The sequence below is a fragment of the Enterococcus sp. DIV0086 genome (assembly GCF_050498705.1).
GTDB classification, from domain to species: Bacteria; Bacillota; Bacilli; order Lactobacillales; family Enterococcaceae; genus Enterococcus; species Enterococcus faecalis.
In genome coordinates, this window is record NZ_JBNIDN010000001.1 from 1,179,829 (window position 1) to 1,196,506 (window position 16,678).

General features: G+C 37.2%; 18 protein-coding genes and 1 other annotated feature. Of the genes, 4 read left to right on the forward strand and 14 right to left on the reverse strand.

Features of this window, described 5'->3' with window-relative positions; genetic code table 11:
- Positions 1-7 precede the first annotated feature (7 nt).
- The 3 genes from rimI to IGI63_RS05710 all read right to left on the reverse strand — a co-directional run bounded on the left by rimI (position 8) and on the right by IGI63_RS05710 (position 3,411).
- Positions 8-562: a ribosomal protein S18-alanine N-acetyltransferase gene (gene rimI / locus IGI63_RS05700; RefSeq protein WP_429975503.1), complete on the reverse strand. Its 555-nt coding sequence runs from the start codon at positions 560-562 to the stop codon at positions 8-10.
- Positions 534-1,253, reverse strand: coding sequence for a tRNA (adenosine(37)-N6)-threonylcarbamoyltransferase complex dimerization subunit type 1 TsaB (gene tsaB / locus IGI63_RS05705; protein WP_002388335.1), 720 nt, complete (start codon positions 1,251-1,253; stop codon positions 534-536). Before tsaB ends, rimI begins: the two co-directional genes overlap by 29 nt.
- Positions 1,254-1,368: 115 nt before the next feature.
- A complete protein-coding gene (locus tag IGI63_RS05710; protein WP_429975504.1) occupies positions 1,369-3,411 on the reverse strand; it encodes a penicillin-binding transpeptidase domain-containing protein in 2,043 nt (680 codons plus the stop codon).
- A 207-nt stretch (positions 3,412-3,618) separates the two neighbouring features.
- Between IGI63_RS05710 and IGI63_RS05715 the strand changes: the two genes are divergently transcribed.
- From IGI63_RS05715 to IGI63_RS05730, 4 genes are all read left to right on the forward strand, one after another.
- Positions 3,619-4,851, forward strand: coding sequence for an SPFH domain-containing protein (locus tag IGI63_RS05715; protein WP_002356656.1), 1,233 nt, complete (start codon positions 3,619-3,621; stop codon positions 4,849-4,851).
- Between the two features lie 103 nt (positions 4,852-4,954).
- Entirely contained in the window at positions 4,955-6,100 is a 1,146-nt protein-coding gene (locus tag IGI63_RS05720; RefSeq protein ID WP_002359695.1) for a hypothetical protein, read from the forward strand.
- Positions 6,097-6,906: a TPM domain-containing protein gene (locus IGI63_RS05725; protein ID WP_429975505.1), complete on the forward strand. Its 810-nt coding sequence runs from the start codon at positions 6,097-6,099 to the stop codon at positions 6,904-6,906. Before IGI63_RS05720 ends, IGI63_RS05725 begins: the two co-directional genes overlap by 4 nt.
- Positions 6,884-7,111 (forward strand): SHOCT domain-containing protein, encoded by a 228-nt coding sequence (locus tag IGI63_RS05730; protein ID WP_202565010.1) that lies wholly within the window; start codon positions 6,884-6,886, stop codon positions 7,109-7,111. The genes IGI63_RS05725 and IGI63_RS05730 overlap by 23 nt, the downstream gene beginning before the upstream one ends.
- Positions 7,112-7,134: 23 nt before the next feature.
- Here IGI63_RS05730 and IGI63_RS05735 read toward each other — a convergent pair whose 3' ends face one another.
- The 11 genes from IGI63_RS05735 to IGI63_RS05785 form a co-directional block, all read right to left on the reverse strand.
- Entirely contained in the window at positions 7,135-7,866 is a 732-nt protein-coding gene (locus IGI63_RS05735; RefSeq protein WP_429975506.1) for an HAD family hydrolase, read from the reverse strand.
- A 147-nt stretch (positions 7,867-8,013) separates the two neighbouring features.
- Complete coding sequence (locus IGI63_RS05740) at positions 8,014-8,241, reverse strand: hypothetical protein (protein WP_002356649.1); 228 nt, start codon at positions 8,239-8,241, stop codon at positions 8,014-8,016.
- A gap of 87 nt (positions 8,242-8,328) precedes the next feature.
- Positions 8,329-8,979: a diphthine--ammonia ligase gene (locus IGI63_RS05745; RefSeq protein ID WP_002372215.1), complete on the reverse strand. Its 651-nt coding sequence runs from the start codon at positions 8,977-8,979 to the stop codon at positions 8,329-8,331.
- A 763-nt stretch (positions 8,980-9,742) separates the two neighbouring features.
- Positions 9,743-10,543 carry a phosphatidate cytidylyltransferase gene (locus IGI63_RS05750; protein WP_002359680.1) on the reverse strand — a complete coding sequence of 267 codons (801 nt, stop codon included), beginning with the start codon at positions 10,541-10,543 and terminating at the stop codon, positions 9,743-9,745.
- Complete coding sequence (locus IGI63_RS05755; RefSeq protein WP_002356646.1) at positions 10,540-11,355, reverse strand: isoprenyl transferase; 816 nt, start codon at positions 11,353-11,355, stop codon at positions 10,540-10,542. Before IGI63_RS05755 ends, IGI63_RS05750 begins: the two co-directional genes overlap by 4 nt.
- A gap of 347 nt (positions 11,356-11,702) precedes the next feature.
- A complete protein-coding gene (locus IGI63_RS05760) occupies positions 11,703-12,521 on the reverse strand; it encodes a MetQ/NlpA family ABC transporter substrate-binding protein (protein ID WP_002364463.1) in 819 nt (272 codons plus the stop codon).
- A gap of 14 nt (positions 12,522-12,535) precedes the next feature.
- Entirely contained in the window at positions 12,536-13,222 is a 687-nt protein-coding gene (locus IGI63_RS05765; protein WP_002356640.1) for a methionine ABC transporter permease, read from the reverse strand.
- Complete coding sequence (locus IGI63_RS05770; RefSeq protein WP_002356639.1) at positions 13,215-14,252, reverse strand: methionine ABC transporter ATP-binding protein; 1,038 nt, start codon at positions 14,250-14,252, stop codon at positions 13,215-13,217. Before IGI63_RS05770 ends, IGI63_RS05765 begins: the two co-directional genes overlap by 8 nt.
- Before the next feature lie 113 nt (positions 14,253-14,365).
- Positions 14,366-14,613: a binding site (T-box leader), on the reverse strand.
- A gap of 53 nt (positions 14,614-14,666) precedes the next feature.
- The gene (locus IGI63_RS05775; protein WP_429975985.1) at positions 14,667-14,981 is read right to left on the reverse strand and encodes a glycine cleavage system protein H; all 315 of its coding nucleotides are present in this window, start codon (positions 14,979-14,981) and stop codon (positions 14,667-14,669) included.
- Positions 14,982-14,986: 5 nt separating this feature from the next.
- Positions 14,987-15,346, reverse strand: coding sequence for an arsenate reductase family protein (locus tag IGI63_RS05780; RefSeq protein WP_429975507.1), 360 nt, complete (start codon positions 15,344-15,346; stop codon positions 14,987-14,989).
- 24 nt (positions 15,347-15,370) lie between these two features.
- Positions 15,371-16,558 (reverse strand): FtsW/RodA/SpoVE family cell cycle protein, encoded by a 1,188-nt coding sequence (locus IGI63_RS05785; protein ID WP_002356636.1) that lies wholly within the window; start codon positions 16,556-16,558, stop codon positions 15,371-15,373.
- Positions 16,559-16,678 lie beyond the last annotated feature (120 nt).

Consider the following 16,678-nt stretch of genomic DNA (forward strand, 5'->3'; position numbering starts at 1 on the left):
TTTTTCTTCACTCTTCTTTTAAATCAATTATCATTTCTAGTGCGTCTTCATTATTTTCGTCATAATAGCCTTTTTTCACCGTTTGTGAGACAAAGCCAATTTTTCGATATAAACGTTGGGCTTTAACATTACTCATTCGTACTTCTAGCGATAAGGTTTCACAACGATTTTTCTTGGCAAAAATTCGCGTTTCTTCTATTAAAGAACGACCTAAACCTAAGCCTTGGTATGCTGTATGGACAGCGACATTCGTAATGTGTGCATCCGTTCCTTGAATCCGACAACCAATAAAGCCAGCTGTTTTTCCGTTAATTTCCGCTAACAAATAGAGATGCGGCGCTTTTGAGCCAAGTTCTGCCATGAAAGCAGACATCGTCCAAGGAAGTTCCCCAGCGTAAACTTCACGTTCAATTGCTAGTAAATCCTTAATATCTTGGTAGGTGATTTCACGCAATTGAAATTCTTGCTGGTTCATTGCAATGGTTTTAGTTATATACCGTTGCCGTCTTTTTGTAAAGTATTTTGTCACAAAATTAAAGTTTTTCCACATAGCTTTCTCCATTAGGCGTGTGTGTCTTCAACCAATTTTCTTCCGCTTCTACTTTTTTCAAATACGCAGGTAAGAACCCATGAACATTTTCAACAGGCTCAGCCACACTACCTAACGCAGCCAAAACTGCAGCATTAGGAATTTGCCATTGCGGGACATCACAAATTTCCCCATGAGGAATGATTTGAGCTATTTCTTCAGTGAATTTTTCAACATCTTCACCAACAAAAAAAAGATTTGGTTCATTTTTTAGTTGTTCTAATAACTCCCGCAGGGAAATATGTTGGTCCGGTAACTCATTTTGCCACACGCCATCGACAAACCGATAAGCACCAGCATAGACGTTTTTACGACGCGCATCAAAAAGAGGCACAATTAAACCGGTTTGTCCAACACAATTGGCAGCTAACGCTTGTAGACTGGAAATGCCTACTAGCTCTTTCTTTAAAGTATAGGCCAATGTTTTGGCAGTCGTCACGCCTAAACGTAAACCAGTGTATGATCCAGGTCCTTCTGCTACGACAAAACGATCAATTGCCGTTGGCGCCAAGTTCAATTGACTCATCAAATAGTCAATTGCCGGCATTAATGTTAAGCTATGATTTCTTTTAACCGTTGCTGTATAACTTCCCAGAATTTTTTGATTTTCACACACAGCAATACTCAATGTTTGGTTAGATGTATCTATTGCTAAAATTCGCACACGAATCCCTTTCCTTCTACAATTTAGTCGCTTCATTGTAGCACACTTTCCTTTTTCTAAAAAGGGAAAACGAGGTTTCTTTTTACAGAAACCTCGTTTCGCTCATTTTCTCTTTTTATTTAATGGTTGCTTCTAAGTAATCAATTAATGGTTTACTGATATCTGTTGCAGAACCATTTTCTCCTGAATTTTCAACCATAATCATTGTTAAGAATTTATTGTTACTACGATCTAACGTTAGAAGGAAACTGTTTTCTTTGCCATCTGTATCTTGTTTATCTTTTATTTCAGCTGTTCCTGTTTTAGCAGCCAATGAGAAGTTCGGATTGTACATATTATAAACATAACCTGAAGGATCTTCCACACTACCTAAAAGATCTGTGGCAATTGTATTCGCTGCGTTGGCGCTGATTACATTGTCTTTTTTCTTCGTTTCTTTGTCTAAAACTAATTTTGGATAGACCAATGTTCCATTATTTTGGAAAACACTATACATGGTAGCTTGCTGGATTGGCGAAATTAACAATTGGCCTTGACCGTAGCCCGTATCTGCTAAAAGAATTTCAGAATTAAATTTATCTTCATTTGAAATTTGAGCAGGCGTCATGGCAATTGGTAAATCTAGTTCCTCATCGAAAATGAATTTATTAAGACCCGCTCTAAATTTGTCTTCCCCCATACGTAATGTTTGTTGGGCAAAATAAATATTATCTGAATTAACTAAAGCGGTACGCAGATTGACTGGACTTGCTTCTTTTACACGTGTCGCAAAATAGCCGCCCCAAGATTTATCTTTTTGCCATTTCAAACCATTAATTTCTAGCTCTTCATCTGGCTTCAATGTCCCTGCATCTAAACCAATGGCACCGGTAATTGTTTTAAAGGTAGAGCCTGGTGCATAGCCTGTCGCAAAACGTGCTGTGAATGGTAAATCTTTGTTGTTATTGTAAGCATCATATTCTTTTTGAGAAATGCCATTGGCCATTTTATTAGGATCATACGAAGGTGAACTAACCGTTGCTAATAAATCGCCTTTTTGAGGATCGGTAATGACCGCACTACCAGGGCGTTTGTCAAATATAGCGAAGGCTTGTTGTTGTACGCCACTGTCAATCGTTAATTTAATCGTTTGACCATCTTTTTTCTCTTTGGTTTGTAAAGCTTTTTTGACATTCTCTTTGTCATCTAAAATAACTAGTGAGCCACCATCTTGCCCTCTTAATTCTTTATCAAACGCTCGTTCTAAGCCAGTTTTACCAATTACGCCCGTACTACTTAACTCTGGATTTTTTTCAATATCTTCTGCAGTAATGGTGCCCGTATACCCGATTAATTGCGCAGCTGCTTCCCCCAGCGGATAATAACGTGACTCTGTATCTTTTGTCGCAGCCCCTGTTGGTAATTCTGTCACTGGTTCAGAAGCGACTGTGATTGGTACAAAGGAGTCTGCTTGGACCCACCCTTGGCTTAACTTTTGATTGATTTCATCAACAGAAACGCCGAATTTATCACTAAAAGCTTTGATATTGGCTGTTTTTTCTGCGCCAGAACCGAGTTTGCCAGGCACTACGCCCACTTCGTCAAACACTTTGTTAATTGCTAGCCCACTACCATTACGATCGACAATTTCTCCACGTTTGGCATTATCTACTTGAATCGAAATTTTATCATTTCCTGACATATCTGGAAAAATTAAAGACGGCTTCCAAGCGATTTGGTAGGTATCGCCTTTTTTGGCGATACTTGATTGATAAGACAAATCTTTCATTTCGCCTAAAGGGGTACTCATCGATAATTTATAGGTAAATGTGTATTGATTGTCTTTCGCCTTTTTGACTTGAACATCACTAGCTTTGACTCCTTTTGCTTGAATCCCTGAATAAATTGCTTGGTATTTTTCAACAACAGATTTAGTATCATAGCCATTTTTCTTTAAGCTAGCTTCTTGAACAACGGACGGTAACTTATCAAATTCCTGTTTTGACAATACGTTTAAAAATGTAGTAGCTGTTTTCTTCGCTTCGGCTAATTCTTGTTTGGCTTGCCATTGACTATAAGCATAATACCCGCCACCGGCAGCAGCGATTAGAACCAAGGCAGAAACACCAAGAATAAGTGGTTTTTTTGAAGATTTTTTATTACGATTGCTTCGTTCCATTCAATAATCCCCTAACTATATAATATGTCTTTTCTTCTATTATACGTAACTTTTTTTAAAATGCTTGTGTTTCACCTATACTTTTTTTAATTTCTTAATAAAGTTTGATCAATTTTTTCCATTTCATCAGGCTTTCGTTGGATTTCTCTGCATTCATTGTGTGGTATACTAGCTGTAACAATTAGTTTTTTATTAGGAGGAATGAACATGGGACTTATTAAAGCAGCAACAAGTTCAGTTGGCGGTGGCTTGGCCGATCAATGGCTAGAGGTTATTGAACCTGATAATATGGGAGACACAACCGTCATGACAAAAGGTGTTTTTGTACGTAAAGATGATAAACGTGGTTCTAATCGTAAAGGAACGGACGATGTTTTAACAGATGGTTCTGTTGTACATGTCTATCCCAACATGATGATGCTTCTTGTCGATGGGGGCAAAATCATCGATTACACTGCTGAAGAAGGCTATTATACAGTCAAAAATGATTCTGCGCCTTCAATGTTTAACGGTTCTTTAAAAGATGCGATTGCAGAGACCTTCAGTCGTTTCAAATTTGGTGGCGTAACTCCACAAAAACAACAAGTTTTTTATATTAACTTGCAAGAAATTAAAGGCATTAAATTTGGAACACCTGCGCCATTAAACTATTTTGATAATTTTTATAATGCCGAACTTTTCTTACGTGCACACGGAAATTACTCAATTAAAATTACAGATCCTTTACTATTTTATACTAATGCGATTCCTAAAAATCAAACGCAAGTAGATATTAATGATATTAATGAACAATATTTGGCAGAGTTCATTACAGCATTGCAAGCAGCCATCAATCAAATGTCTGCTGATGGACAACGTATTTCTTATGTTCCCTCAAAAAGTGTTGAATTAAGTAAATATATGCAAACTGCGCTTGACGAGGATTGGCGCACCAATCGCGGCATGGAAATTGTTTCTGTAGCAGTTGCGAGCATTTCTTATACAGATGATTCAACAAAATTAATCAACATGCGAAATGAAGGTGCTATGCTCAGCGATCCAGGTGTTCGCGAAGGCTATGTTCAAGGTTCCTTGGCTCGTGGTATGGAGGCTGCTGGTAAAAATGAAGGTGGCGCAATGAGCGGCTTTATGGGCGTTGGTATGGGCATGAATGCGAATGGCAACTACTTTGCGCAAGCATCTCAAACAAACCAACAACAAATGCAAGAAAAACAAAACCAGCAAAATGCACAAGGGGCTACAGACACTTGGACTTGCCCACAATGTGGGACTGAAAACACTGGGAAGTTTTGTTCAAACTGTGGTACACCAAAACCAACAAACGAAAAACCAAAATTAGAAATGAAATGTAGTGAATGTAGCGAAATTGTTGACTTAAGTAATGGTATTCCTAAGTTCTGTCCACATTGTGGTAAACCATTCCAAGGGGTTCCTTTATAAGCAAGTAGTGAACAATTAAAGAAAAGGGTCAGGCACAAGTCTACCCTTTTTCTTTGAATCAGATTCCTGTTATTTACTCACTCTATTAGAAAGGACGGTTGCAATGGAAACAACATTTACCCATAAATGCCCCAACTGTGGCGGCCCGCTCTTATTTAATCCCAAAGATCAAAAATTTCATTGTGAATATTGTTTAAATATTTACACGGAAGAAGAAGTGACTCGTTATGAGCAACAGCAACATGAGGCGCATTTAGAGAATCCCTCAACAACGACTGCCGAGGAAAATTTGACTTTCACGGCGGAAGAAGAATCCTCCGCTACGCAACAAACAGAGACCACTGAGAATGAAACAACTGCCGATGCAGGCACAATGGAAATTTTTAATTGTCCAAGCTGTGGCGCTCAAATTGTCACCGATGCAACAACGGCAGCCACATACTGTTATTATTGCCATAATCCAGTTGTCTTGGCTGGTCGATTAAGTGGCGAATTTTTACCAGAAAACGTCTTACCCTTTACAATTGAAAAAGACGAAGCGATTGAAAAATTTCTCGCTTGGACCAAGAAAAAATGGTTCATTCCTCGAGATTTTTTCAGCAAAAATCAAATCGATAAATTAACTGGGGTTTACTTCCCCTATTGGGTCGTTGATGCAGAAGTCGACGGACAACTGCAAGCTACTGGCACAAGTATTCGCATTTGGCGCGTAGGTGATATTGAATACACCGAAACAAAACGTTTCAATGTGGGACGTTCAGGAAAATTATCGTTTAAAGAATTAGTTAAAAATGCCTTGTCAAAAAACGTCCAACAAAAAATGGTGGAAGGCGTTCAACCATTTTTAATTGATCAAGCAGTGCCTTTCAAAAGCCAATACCTAGCAGGTTTTCAAGCAGAAAAACGCGATATTGAATATGAAGCAATCAAAAAACACGTCCAACAAGAATTACAAGATTATTCGGAATCATTGTTACGGGACTCTGCTTCTGGTTATACTACGTTGACAAATGTTCGCACGGATATTTCTCTAAACCAAGAAAATAATCACTATATGCTTTTACCAATTTGGTTAGTCACCTATCGAAGTCAGGAACAATCAAAAAAAGTTTATTATTATGCCATGAATGGACAAACAGGTAAAGTAAGCGGTGTGCTTCCAATTAGTTACACTCGTTTAGGGCTAGCAACGTTAGGCATTTTCGCTGGACTCTTAGCACTCTTTTTATTAGGAGGTTATTTCCTATGAAAAAACGACTTTTACCTATTTTTTTCCTAATACTTCTTACCTTTGGCCTTGCCCTACCCGTTTCGGCGGCTGAAAATTCAATTGATGATGGCGCACAATTACTGACACCTGATCAAATCAACCAACTAAAACAAGAGATACAACCTTTAGAAGAAAAAACAAAAGCCTCTGTCTTTATTGTGACCACAAATAATAATACTTATGGTGATGAACAAGACTATGCAGATCATTATCTTTTAAATAAAGTTGGCAAGGACCAAAATGCGATTCTTTTTCTCATTGATATGGACTTACGGAAAATCTACATCTCTACTTCTGGAAACATGATTGATTATATGACAGATGCACGAATTGATGATACCTTAGATAAAATATGGGATAATATGAGTCAAGGAAATTATTTCGCGGCTGCTCAAACCTTTGTTCAGGAAACTCAAGCATTTGTTAATAAAGGGGTTCCTGGGGGGCACTATCGTGTGGACAGCGAAACAGGTAAAATCACTCGTTATAAAGTCATTACCCCGCTGGAAATGGTAATTGCTTTTGCTGCTGCGCTGATACTCAGTTTGGTCTTCTTAGGCATTAATATTTCTAAATATCAATTAAAATTTTCAAGTTATCAATATCCCTTTAGGGAAAAAACAACTTTAAACTTAACCTCCCGCACAGATCAGTTAACCAACTCTTTCATCACTACGCGTCGTATTCCTAAAAACAATGGCGGCAGTGGCGGAATGGGCGGTGGTGGTAGCACCACCCACTCAACTGGCGGCGGCACATTCGGTGGCGGCGGTCGAAGTTTTTAGATTTTTCGCAGAAATACCAACTCCTATAAAGAGTGATAAAAACCAACCGATTGAACCAAAGCTATTTGATTCACAAAAAAACTCACCTAGCGCTATTGAAGACGTAATGGCTGAGTTAAGAAATTTAAAACTGTTAGTTGATGAAGGAATTCTAACAGAAGAAGAATTTCAACAAAAGAAACGGCAATTGCTTCAATTAGATTAATAAAAAAATCCTGAAAAGACTCGTCATCTTTTCAGGATTTTTTTATTCTTGGTATTTTCCCATAATTCTTGATAAGGTATTTCATGGATATCACGAAAATAAGCTACTTCAAACTTTTTAAAATCAGTTGACTGGCAGTTGCCGGTTAAAACACCAATTCCTGCTTTGCCATGACACGTTCCCATGAAAACATCCACGAGCGAATCACCTACCATAATTACTTCTGTCGCCTTCAATTGACATGACTGACAAAAGGCTTGGAGCATGTCCGCATCTGGTTTCGGTAAGTAACGATCTCCTGTCGCAATAAAATCAAACATTTCTGTTAAACCAAGATATTCCATAATCAACATAGTCGCTGGCAAAGTATCTGAAGTTGCTAATCCAATTTTATAGTTCTTCCGTTTTAGCTCAAGAAATAACTGTTTTAAATCACCAATTGGTTCAATCTTTTTCAGATTTTTTCGTAAATAATCATAAAAAAATTGCTCCAGCCATCGACTGCTGATTCCCTGTTCGACTAATTCCTCAAATTGCGCCAATTCCTGATAAAGTTCCTGATAAAGGACTTCATCAAGTAAATGTTTTTGCAAAAAACGTTGCTCCTGAATAGCTAGTATCTTTTTTATTTCTGCTGAATGATGAGGGGCTAACATACTTAGTGTTTCAAAACAAGCTTGCAAACCTGCTTGCCAAAGAGTGTCAAAACGAATACACGTACCATCTTTATCAAATAAAATTCCTCGATTTTCCATGAAAGAACACCTCAAAACGTTTGCTTTGCTTCCTATTTGTTTCTTCAAGTATACTAATCATTTATTTGATTTTGATATTCTTTTTGTATCATTTGTGTAAAAAAATATAAAAAAGCAACGAATTTAGAAAAATTCGTTGCTTTTTTATTAATCAATCACTTTTTTCACTTTGAATTCTTTTGTTTCAGTAGACGGTTCTGTTTGATCAGCTAATTCAAATAAAATATGGGTACCATTTTCTTCATCTTCAACGATAATCAGTTTTCCTGGAATCTTTCGAGTATCTTTCGCAATTTGGGCTTCTTTAATTAATTCTTTTTGATCTCTTTTTGAAGCAAGGGCATTTCCTAAATTAAAAAAGACAGTTTCTTCCATAATTAACCACTCACTTTCTCTACTTTTCTTAAGTCAATTATAGCATATCCCTAGAAAAAGTGGCAGCTTGTGTCCTTTTACTTTCATTTAAGCATCAATAATCAAAGAATAAGCATAAGGACTTTCATAAATTCCTGAAGTATAATAATTGAGCCTCTTTTTAAATAGCGGGCCGTCAATTACCAACGTATGGTACTCCCCGTTTTCTCCGCAAATATCTAATTGATGCTCTTTAAGGTACGTGATAAATGTTTCATTTAACGGTTCTCCTAAAAATTTTATTGGAATGCCTGCCTCTTTGCTGACCGTTTTGATAATTGCTGTGTACCCTTTTGCCAAGAATTCTTTCACAAGTGCTTCGCGATTTTCCTGCCAAAGAGGTAATTGTGGTTCAAGTCCAGCACTTAACGCAACTTGGCGATCCCAAGCACCATTTTGTTCAATATCTATATCGCCAAAACAAACCGTTTCTGCACCTAATTTTTTGGTTTCCTGCAGTGCCTCAACCACTTTTTCTGTGTAATTTGTTTCATTGTTATGTGATATAACAAGTGGTAAATCTAACGCTTCGGCTGCTGCTTCTAAGACGGAGATTGGTATGCCGTGAAACCAAGAACGATTAATTTCATCACTTAATGTTGTCACTAACGCAACTGGCTGATTTCCTGCTTGTACCAATCGATCCATCGCCAATAAACAATCTTTACCAGAGCTATAACTTAAACAAAATTTTTTCATAAACGTTCCCTCTTTTCTCTATGACTATACCTCAAAACAATACATCCGTATACATATTTATTATTTAAGTATAACTAATACTGAATAGTTATTTGAATCAAAACATGGTATAAAATAGAGGTAAAGCAAGCTTTATTCACTTCTTTATATCTCTTTTCAACGGATGATCAGCTGGCGGAAACCAGCTGATCTTTTTTTCAAAAAACACAGCTATCTTTTGCAGTTTTCTTTTCCTCATGTTATAAAGAGATAGTAGGAAGCATTTATTCACTTCTTTACAAATCTATCTTAATCTTAGACAGTCGGCGGAAAACGGCTGTCTATTTATCTGGAAAAATTATGAACTCGTCAGCTAGTGGTCAGTTGACGAGTTTTATGTTATAATAATTAGAACACGAAAAATATTTTTAAACGAACCATTCAATTGTTTTGATGATTTTATTCAAAACTGGCGTGTCTAGAGAGATACAAGGATGTATTAGAGGTAGGGAATACATCGCTTAAATGAAAAATACTTGAATACTAGAAATAGTCTGATCCAACTTTAAAATAATAATATTGATTCGTTAGATAGCCTTCTCTTTAAAGAGAAGGCTATTGTCAATTAAAGAGTAAAACCACCGAATGTTTAAAATTAAACTTATCTCAAACATACCCTGTCAGTGTTTCACGCATTATCTCAATAAACAGTAAAAATCCAGAAGAGAGACTCTTCTGGATTTTTGCTTATTTGACGATACTTTTTTAAATTTTGTTAATCAATTTAAAATAATCCACATAAGTGCATAATTGGGAAAACAAATAATAAACTATCAAAACGATCTAAAATACCGCCATGTCCTGGCAAGATGTTACCAGAGTCTTTCACGCCATAATGACGTTTGATAGAAGATTCAACCAAATCACCGAATTGCCCTACTATAGAAAATAGAACCGTCAATACGAGCATCACCGGCATTGGATAAGGAAATAGCCCTTTATTAGCTGTGAAAACTAAAAACAACGCTGCTACAACCACGGCTGATAAAATACCACCAAGTGCACCTTCTATTGTCTTGTTGGGTGAAACATCTGGCATCAATTTATGACGACCAAATCGGCGTCCAAATAGATATGCACCAATATCCGTTGCCCAGACAATGAATAAAGCAAATAACAAGACTTCAAAACCTGCGGAACGGGCACTAATAAAGTTCTGGAACCCCATCCCTACATATAAACTGACAATAACTGGAAAGCCAGCTTCTTCAATCGTATATGTATTTTTAGAAATTACCGAAGCACCTAACAACAACATTACAGTGACATAAAATAAAATGAAATTTGTTTGCATTTCCGGCAAAAAGTTTAACCATTTAATTGTTGGGATAACTAAAAAAACGGCCCCTAATGCTGATAAAACACCTTCAAAACTTAATAACGTTAATCCTTTCATACGGAATAACTCGTACACGCCGACTACTGCCAAAGCAACAGCGGCAATCTCAATTGCAAAACCACCATACCAGATAATTGGAATAAAGATGATTAATGCGACGATAGCTGTGATGACACGTTGTCTCACTGCGGATCGCTCCCTTCTGTTTCTGTAGTTTCTTTTAGACCTCCAAAACGACGATTACGATTTTGGAAAGAAGCAATCGCGGTTTCTAAAGTGTCCCCTGAAAAATCAGGCCATAATGCTTTTGTAAAAAACAACTCGCTATAAGCAATTTGCCATAGCAAGAAATTACTAATTCTCTCTTCCCCACTTGTTCGAATCAACAATTCTGGATCACGAAGTTCCGTGGGTAAAAAGCCAGTCATTAAGTGATCTGCGATTGTTTCTTCTGTAATCTCATCTGCCGTATATGTTTTTTCTGAAACCTCTGCAGCAATCTGTTTCATGGCAGTTAGTAGCTCCGCACGCGCCCCATAATTTAAAGCAAAGTTCAAAACCATGCCCGTATTGTCCTTGGTTTGCTCAATGGCCCGCTTAACAGCATCTTGCGTATGGCTTGGTAGAAACTCTTGGTAGCCCATTACATTGACTTTAACATTTTCCTTAATTAATTCAGGCACGAATGTATCAAAAAAATCAACAGGCAATTGCATTAAGAAATTGACTTCATCTGTTGGTCTCTTCCAATTTTCCGTTGAAAATGCATAAAGTGTTAAAACTTTAACGCCTAAATGACTAGCATGCTTCGTTATTTTTTTGACCGTATCCATGCCTTCTTTATGTCCAGCAATTCTCGGCAGTCTTCGATTCTGTGCCCACCGGCCATTTCCGTCCATAATAATGGCAATGTGCTGCGGAATTTGGCCTTCTTTATCAAAGGCGTACTGGCTTGCTTCTTCTACATATTTATTTTTTTGCGGAAAAAAACGTAACATCTTTTTCCCTCCATTCCAAAAAATCTATCTTAATTATTATAACAATAACTAATGCAAATGCCTATGCATAGTCCCTGAATTTTCCTGATAATTAAGAAATTCCTTGTAACTTTATCATTTATAGTCCTTTTTTAAAAGAAAAAAACTTAGACTTGGCAAGTAAATCAACATGATGTATCTGCCTAGCTTTAAAATTTTAAATAAACAACGGGACAGGAGCAGCTTCTTCGGAAATAAGCTGAACGTCCTTGAGAGACAAAAAGCATCTTTCAGAACTTTCTTCTTATTTCTTGAAGCTTAACACGCCTGTCCCGACCTCAAGTTTTTATTCTATTGTCTTTTTCTTTTTATTCATTGACTGGAACAATGGCACCGTTCCATTTTTTCGTAATCCAATCTTGGACTTCTTTGCTACGTAACACTTTGACTAATTTTTTTACATTTTCGTTGTTTTCGTCTTCTTTACGAACCGCAATAATATTGGCATAAGGTGAACTTTCTTTTTCTAAGGCAATCGCATCTTTTTTCGGATTTAATCCTTGATCCACGGCAAAGTTTGAGTTAATTAAAACCGCAGCCCCTTCTTCATTGTCATAAAGAGTGGTCATGATTGCTGGATCACTTTCATGATTGAATTTCAACTTTTTAGTATTTTTATCAATATCATCGAAAGTAGCAGTTGTCCGGTCTACCCCTTCTTTCAGCGTGATTAAACCAGCATCTTCTAAAATCGTTAAAACACGTGGCCAATCTGAAACGGAAGAGCTAACGTAAATCGTTGAATCATCAGGAATTTCTTGTAACGATTTGTATTTTTTCGAGTAAAGCCCAACTGGTTCTAAATGAATCGCACCTGCATTCACAAAGTCATAATCATTTTCTTTAACCGCTTCATTAAAGAACGGCACATGTTGGAAATAGTTGGCATCGATATCGCCACTTTCCAACGCCTTGTTAGGTAGCACGTAATCTGTATAAGTCGTCACTTCTAATTTTACGCCTTCTTTTTCTAATAAAGGTTTTACATGTTCTAAAATCTCTGCATGTGGAACTGGTGAAGCTCCAACTTTCAAGACCGAGTCATCACTCTTTTTATTGCCGCAAGCCCCTAAAACTAAGACAGCTACTGCTACAGTAATTACTGACCATAATGTACGTTTTTTCATCTTATTCCCTCCATTTATCGTTTATCTATTTTTTTAGCGACTGTATCCCCAAGCCATTGAATCGCAAAGACAATAATTAAGATACAAATCGTTGCTACTAAGGTAACTGTATTTTGACCACGTTGGAAGCCATCTTGATACGCCAAACTTCCTAAACCACCCGCTCCAATAGCAGCTGCCATTGCAGTGTAGCCCACTAAAGAAATGGTTGTAACGGTTAAGCCAGAAACAAGCGCTGGCAGACTTTCTGGTAATAGAACTTTCCAAATTATTTGGAAACGATTGGCCCCCATTGCTTTGGCTGCTTCAATCACGCCTTTATCGACTTCACGAAAAGCAATTTCGACCATGCGAGCATAAAAAGGTGCTGCGGAAATAATCAATGCTGGTAAGGAGCCTTTGACACCAGACATACTCCCTAAAATAATTTTTGTAAAAGGAATTAACAGAACGATTAAGATAATAAACGGAATCGAACGGAAAATATTTACAAAAATGGCCACTAGCCAATACAGTAATCGGCTCAAAATCCCTTTTCTGCCTGACGTTTCAAAAAGTAATAGTCCTAAAATCAACCCTAAAATGGCGACCACTATGATTGAAATCCCTGTCATATAAAGTGTTTCAATCGTTTTTTCTTGTAGTTTACTTATATCAATTTGCGAAAAATCAAAGAAACTTGCTAAGCCACGATTATTCATTTCCAATCACCTCTGTTTCTACACGAAGTTTACGTAATCCTTCAATGGCTGCTAGAATATTTTGCTCTTCGCCTAATAATTGAATATAAAGAGAACCCACTGCACCCTGCTTTGTTTGCTGAATGTTCCCTTGAATAATACTGACTTCTACTTGATATTCTTGGACAATATGCGAGATAATTGGCAATTTCGCTTGTTCGCCGTGGAAAAGTAGGCGAACAATTTTTCCATTCGGATATTGTTCCAACATTTCTTCGACAACCAGTTCCGTTTCTTCAATGTTTTTATCCGCTTCTTGTTGGATAAAGCGTTTCGCAATTTCTGTTTGAGGCTTTTTGAAAATATCGATCACTTTACCTTCTTCAACAATTTCACCATATTCCATCACAGCTACGCGATTACAAATTTTACGAATCACGTGCATTTCGTGGGTAATTAATACAACTGTTAAATTTAATTCTTGGTTGATTTTTAGTAGTAATTCTAGCACTTCATCAGTTGTCTGCGGATCCAAAGCACTCGTTGCTTCATCACAAAGCAAAATATCAGGATTGTTAGCTAAGGCACGGGCAATCCCCACTCGTTGCTTTTGCCCACCAGAGAGTTGACTTGGGTAGGCGGTTTCCCGTCCTTCTAAACCAACCAACTTGATTAACTCTTCTGCGCGGCTTTTCCGATTTTGTTTTGGAACACCAGCAATTTCCAATGGGAGCATGATATTTTCTAGGACCGTCCGTGACCATAATAAATTAAAATGTTGAAAGATCATCCCAATTTTTTTACGGAAGTTTCGTAGTTCTTTATTTGGCAACAATGCAATATCTTGTCCTTGAATTTCTACTTCACCTTCTGTAGGTGTTTCAAGTCCATTCAATAAGCGAACCAACGTACTTTTTCCTGCACCTGAATAGCCAATAATGCCATAAATATCACCAGATTCAACCGTTAAATCAATATCTTTTAAAGCCGTGACTTTACCCGCTTTACCGGAAAACTCTTTTTTTACATGACGTAATTCAATTAATGCCATTTTGTTCTCCTCTTCTTTCTGTTCTACTTTCTTATTTTGAAGGTTTCGCACTTTTTATGAAACGAATTTGCTTAATAAAAACAAAAAAACTTCCATCCTTTTGCTATTACAGCAAAAAGGACGAAAGTTTGTCATTTCGTGATACCACCTTAATTCGCTATTATTTCTCAATAATAACCTCATACGGTACTTGATTCTTCGCATACCGTTGGCTGTAACGGGCGCCCCGTAGTAAGTTCACTGCTTCGCTCACTTACTCTGCTCAAAGACCATCTTCCATCTTAAATCTGTTACCCATTCTCAGCAAACAGGGCTCTCTTCAAACGTCCTTAACATGTACTCTTCTTTTCAAAGCTTTCTTTTGATTAGATTGAGAAAATTATAGCAATAATCATTGGCCTTGTCAACGTAAGACTAAAGATTTTCAAATTCTGTTGGTTCAACATCTGCTAAAACAGCAATCCAGGCATTTTCTTCATCTAACGCACTTGGCTCTTGATCAACCGCTTCATTAATCGCGACTACTTTACCAGATAATGGACTACTGAATTCACTGACTGCTTTTTCTGCTTCTAATTCAATTAAAGAATCACCTTTAGCTAATGTTTGTCCGACTTTTGGAAATGTCGCAAAAGTAATCTTCCCTAAATCCTCTTGGGTTTCGGCGGTTAAACCAATTTTATAACCTGCTTCTGTTGGTAAGATCCATAATTGATCGATTTGTTTCATTTCACTCATTTTCCAAGCACTCCTTCGTAATCTGCTTCTTTAAAACCATTCGTTAGAAATGCATTGTCTTTTAAGAGAATTGGACGCTTAATCAACATGCCATCCGCAGCTAAACGCTGACTTGCTTCTTCAATAGAAAAACTGTCAACAAGATCTTTTAAGCCTTGTTCTCTATATAAAACCCCACTTGTGTTAAAAAAACGACGAACAGGCAAGCCGGTCTCTTTCATCCATTTTGCTAATTGTTCACTACTAGGCGGTGTTGCTTTAATATCAATTGCTTGGTATTTAACGCCTTGTTGGTCTAACCACGCTTTCGCTTTTTTACAAGTTGAGCATTTAGGATATTCATAAAGTGTGTACATTTCTACCCCTTCTTTCTTCTTTCTTTAACGACCACTTCTGGTACGAACCGTTTCTTGTTGGTAACGCATGGACATAATTAAGCCCACCCCAATCATGTTACCTAAAATGGAAGAACCACCTTGACTAATAAACGGTAATGGAATCCCAGTTAATGGTAGTAAACCAATATTCGCTCCAATGTTTTCAAAAACATGGAACAAAATCATCATGATAATTCCTGTGGCAATGTAGGCATAGAATTCATTATTTGTATCAAAACAAACGCGAATCATGCGGTAGATTAAAATAAAATACAACAAAATAATGAAACAGCCACCAATAAAGCCAAAGTTTTCACCAACAACTGTAAAAATCATATCTGACTCACGAACAGGGACATACACATCACTCACGTTAAAGCCTTTTCCGAAAAGGCCTCCAGAACCAATTGCTGTTAATGCTAGCGCTGGTTGGAATGAGCGATCTGGATCTGTATGGAAAGGATTTAGCCATAAATCAATCCGATCAAATTTATAGGCTTCGACCCCTAACTTAGACAATAAATCTCTACCTGTTTCTGTTGTAATCAAGTAAATAGTTCCTGCCCCCACTAGAGCAGCTAAAATAAAAACTGGCACAATAATTTTCCAAGTAATGCCAGACATTAAGAAAACTCCCCCAAAAATGGCTAAGAAAACTAACATCGTCCCGAAGTCTTTTTGTAAAAGTACTAAAACAATTACCGGAATCGCGACTAATAGCATTTTAGCGATTAGCCAAAAGTCGCTTTTGAGTGTTCGGTCCACATATTTAACATTATGCATGGTCACTATATAGGCCAACATCAAAATAAACGCAATCTTCATCAATTCCGATGGTTGGAATGTGGTGCCACCAAAGCGAATCCAGTTTTTAGAACCTGTTTGCTCTGCTAGCACGGGGTCATAGAATTTCAGTAGTAATCCCATTAATACTAATCCAAGTGCATAAAAAACGGGCGTTAACCGCCAGAGTAATTTTGAGCTAAAATGCATAATAATGACAATACTTAATCCTCCGACTAAATACCACAGTCCTTGTTTCATTAACAAGCTACCAATTTTAGGTTTGCTTGGATCATTGTAAAGCGCTACGTAAAGCGATAGCATACCAATTAGTGATAAAAGAAAAACTGGTAATATCACGCCGTAATCAATTCGACTATCTAAATTTGTTTTCTCTTTTCTATTCATTCGTCATCCCTTTTCCTTTGTTCATACGTTTTTTATTATATCTTTCTCACAGAAGAAAAGAAAGGAATTCTACTATATTTGAGAAAAACTTTAGAGAATTGGTCCTTCACTAGCAATTTT

Bases quoted from the DNA above. Each gene is read 5' to 3' on its own strand.
- IGI63_RS05720 (WP_002359695.1), top strand. From the start codon at position 4,955: ATGGAAACAACATTTACCCATAAATGCCCCAACTGTGGCGGCCCGCTC.
- IGI63_RS05710 (WP_429975504.1), bottom strand. From the start codon at position 3,411: ATGGAACGAAGCAATCGTAATAAAAAATCTTCAAAAAAACCACTTATT.
- IGI63_RS05775 (WP_429975985.1), bottom strand. From the start codon at position 14,981: ATGAAACAAATCGATCAATTATGGATCTTACCAACAGAAGCAGGTTAT.
- IGI63_RS05765 (WP_002356640.1), bottom strand. From the start codon at position 13,222: ATGAATAATCGTGGCTTAGCAAGTTTCTTTGATTTTTCGCAAATTGAT.
- IGI63_RS05780 (WP_429975507.1), bottom strand. From the start codon at position 15,346: ATGTACACACTTTATGAATATCCTAAATGCTCAACTTGTAAAAAAGCG.
- IGI63_RS05745 (WP_002372215.1), bottom strand. From the start codon at position 8,979: ATGAAAAAATTTTGTTTAAGTTATAGCTCTGGTAAAGATTGTTTATTG.
- rimI (WP_429975503.1), bottom strand. From the start codon at position 562: ATGGAGAAAGCTATGTGGAAAAACTTTAATTTTGTGACAAAATACTTT.
- IGI63_RS05755 (WP_002356646.1), bottom strand. From the start codon at position 11,355: ATGTTACGTTTTTTTCCGCAAAAAAATAAATATGTAGAAGAAGCAAGC.
- IGI63_RS05735 (WP_429975506.1), bottom strand. From the start codon at position 7,866: ATGGAAAATCGAGGAATTTTATTTGATAAAGATGGTACGTGTATTCGT.
- IGI63_RS05725 (WP_429975505.1), top strand. From the start codon at position 6,097: ATGAAAAAACGACTTTTACCTATTTTTTTCCTAATACTTCTTACCTTT.
- IGI63_RS05760 (WP_002364463.1), bottom strand. From the start codon at position 12,521: ATGAAAAAACGTACATTATGGTCAGTAATTACTGTAGCAGTAGCTGTC.
- IGI63_RS05785 (WP_002356636.1), bottom strand. From the start codon at position 16,558: ATGAATAGAAAAGAGAAAACAAATTTAGATAGTCGAATTGATTACGGC.
- IGI63_RS05740 (WP_002356649.1), bottom strand. From the start codon at position 8,241: ATGGAAGAAACTGTCTTTTTTAATTTAGGAAATGCCCTTGCTTCAAAA.
- IGI63_RS05715 (WP_002356656.1), top strand. From the start codon at position 3,619: ATGGGACTTATTAAAGCAGCAACAAGTTCAGTTGGCGGTGGCTTGGCC.
- IGI63_RS05770 (WP_002356639.1), bottom strand. From the start codon at position 14,252: ATGGCATTAATTGAATTACGTCATGTAAAAAAAGAGTTTTCCGGTAAA.